This is a genomic window from Arsenicicoccus sp. UBA2120 (assembly GCF_002330965.1).
GTDB classification, from domain to species: Bacteria; Actinomycetota; Actinomycetes; order Actinomycetales; family Dermatophilaceae; genus Arsenicicoccus; species Arsenicicoccus bolidensis.
Genome location: NZ_DCYC01000096.1, coordinates 1 through 2,399, shown reverse-complemented (window position 1 = coordinate 2,399; position 2,399 = coordinate 1). Strand labels below are relative to the sequence as shown.

Genomic DNA, 2,399 nt, shown 5'->3' with positions numbered 1-2,399 from the left:
TGGAGATCACCCGCGACCTGGCGATCCGGTTCAACCAGCGCTACGGCGACACCCTGGTCGTGCCTGAGCCGCACATCGTCAAGGAGGGCGCCAAGATCCAGGACCTGCAGGACCCGACGGCCAAGATGAGCAAGTCCGCCGCCAGCGACAAGGGCCTGATCAACCTCCTGGACGACCCGGCCAAGAGCGCCAAGAAGATCCGCTCTGCCGTCACCGACACCGAGGCCGTCGTCCGCTACGACCCCGAGACCAAGGCGGGCGTGTCCAACCTGCTGACGATCCACTCGGTCCTGTCCGGCACGTCGGTCGCCGAGCTCGAGGCCCACTTCGAGGGCAAGATGTACGGCGACCTCAAGAAGGAGACCGCCGACGTGCTCGTCGAGTGGGTCACGCCGTTCCGCGACCGGGCCAACGAGCTGCTCGAGGACCCCGCCGAGCTCGACCGCATCCTCGCTGCCGGTGCCGAGCGCGCCCGCGAGGTGGCCTCGGCCACGCTGGGCCGGGTCTACGACGCCGTCGGCCTGCTGCGACCGGCCGGGCACCGCTGAGCCTGGAGGAGTGACGGTGCCGGTCATCGGAGTCTCGATCGCCATCCCCGAGCCCTGGGGGTGCGAGCTGCAGCGCGCGCGGCTGTCCTACGGCGACGAGCAGGCGCGCGGCATCCCGACGCACGTGACGGTGCTGCCGCCGACGGAGGTCGACGACGCCGCGATGGACGGCATCCACGAGCACCTGCTGCGGTCCGCCGCGTCGGTCGCGCCGTTCACGCTCGAGCTGCGCGGCACCGGGACCTTCCGCCCGGTCTCGCCGGTGGTGTTCATCCAGGTCGCGCGCGGGATCCCGGCCTGCGAGCAGCTCGAGGCGACGGTCCGGCGCGGTGTGCTGGAGCGCGACCTGAGCTTCACCTACCACCCGCACGTGACGGTGGCGCACGGCCTGCCGGAGGACGCCCTGGAGCAGGCGTTCGTCGAGCTCGCCGACTACCACGCGCAGTTCACCGTCGGCGAGTTCTCGCTCTACGTCCAGGGCGACGACGAGGTATGGCGTCCCATCCGCCGCTACCCGCTCGGGGACGCTAGCCAGGCCTACGTCAGCTGCGGCAGCTGATCCTGCCGCTGCGCTCAGCGCCCTCGACCTGCTCAGCGCTTGCGCCCGAGGCGCCGCGTCAGGAGGGCGCCGGCGGCGAGCACCAGCACGGCGAGCACGCCTGCGCCCCACCACGTCTGGAGGGCGCGTGCCACACCCGTCGGCTGCGACGTCTGTCCCGCGGTGGTGGAGCTGGAGGTGGGCGCCGGCACTGGCGTCACCGTGGGCGGCACCGAGGGGGAGGCGCTGGGCGTGCCGGTCGGGGTCGCCGGCGGCGTCGTGTCCAGGGTGCCCACGCCGCTGACCTTGGTGCCGTGGGCGAACGCCCAGTCCATCATGGCGGCCACGTGGTGCCAGTCGGCCGTGTCGGAGCACATGAAGCTCACGACATAGGACCGGCCACCCCGCGTGGCGGACCCGATGAACGTGCGGTGGGCCCCCGTCGTGTAGCCCGTCTTGACCCCCGTCGCGCCCGGGTAGTTCATGAAGAAGTGGTTGAGGTTGGGCACGGCATAGGGCGTCACCACGGTGCCGTCGGGCTGCTTGGCGCCGGGGAAGGGCATCTCGCGCGTGCCGACATAGGACCGGAAGTCCTTGCGCTGCATCGCCGCTCGCCCGATCACGACCAGGTCGTAGGCGCTGCTGCGCTGCCCCTGTGCGTCCAGCCCTGACGGGTCGACAGCCACAGTGTCGCGGGCGCCGAGCCCGGCCGCGGTGGCGTTCATGCGCTGCAGGGTGCCCGCGACGCCGCCCGGCGCCGACCGGGCCAGGGCATAGGCCGCGTCGTTGGCGGACTGCATCAGCAGCGCGCCGTAGAGCTGGTGCACGGGATAGGGGTTGCCGGCCACCATGCCTACCCGCGTGCCCTCGGCGGCCTGGTCGGACGCGGTCGCGGTGACGACCCGCTTGGGTCGAGCTGCGGCATGACGGTGAGCGCGGTGAGGGTCTTGAGCGTGCTGGCGGGATAGAGGTGGGCGTGGGGGGCCTTGGCGGCCAGGATCGTGCCGGTCTGCTGGTCGGCGAGCACGTATGACGTCGCGTCGAGCTGCGGGGGCTGCGGCACGCCCGCGGGCACCGCCGTGACGATGCCGCTGGTGCCGAGTTGGTCGCCGCCGACGGGGTGCTCACCGGCTCGGACCACTGGCGCGGGGTAGTAGCTCGGGCTCGGGGTGGCCGTGGGCGTCGGCGTCGGGCTGGCCGTGGCGCCGGCGCGGCCACGGCGGGTGGGCGGTGCAGGTGGTGGCGGCACGCGCGTGCCGGCGCACGGGGTGCGGGTGACCGCGAAGGTCGGCGTCGGTGCCGGTGTCGGCGCG

General features: G+C 72.8%; 2 protein-coding genes and 2 pseudogenes. 2 read left to right on the top strand and 2 right to left on the bottom strand.

From position 1 onward, the window contains the following. Both B2P18_RS16555 and B2P18_RS16550 read left to right on the top strand, forming a co-directional pair. Positions 1–548: pseudogene (locus B2P18_RS16555) on the top strand (tryptophan--tRNA ligase); the annotation flags it as partial. 16 nt (positions 549–564) lie between these two features. Then, the gene (locus B2P18_RS16550) at positions 565–1,107 is read left to right on the top strand and encodes a 2'-5' RNA ligase family protein (RefSeq protein WP_019284189.1); all 543 of its coding nucleotides are present in this window, start codon (positions 565–567) and stop codon (positions 1,105–1,107) included. A gap of 32 nt (positions 1,108–1,139) precedes the next feature. Here B2P18_RS16550 and B2P18_RS16545 read toward each other — a convergent pair whose 3' ends face one another. Further along, complete coding sequence (locus B2P18_RS16545) at positions 1,140–1,937, bottom strand: D-alanyl-D-alanine carboxypeptidase family protein (RefSeq protein WP_286961645.1); 798 nt, start codon at positions 1,935–1,937, stop codon at positions 1,140–1,142. Positions 1,938–1,939: 2 nt separating this feature from the next. After that, positions 1,940–2,399, bottom strand: a pseudogene (locus tag B2P18_RS16540) (hypothetical protein); the annotation flags it as partial.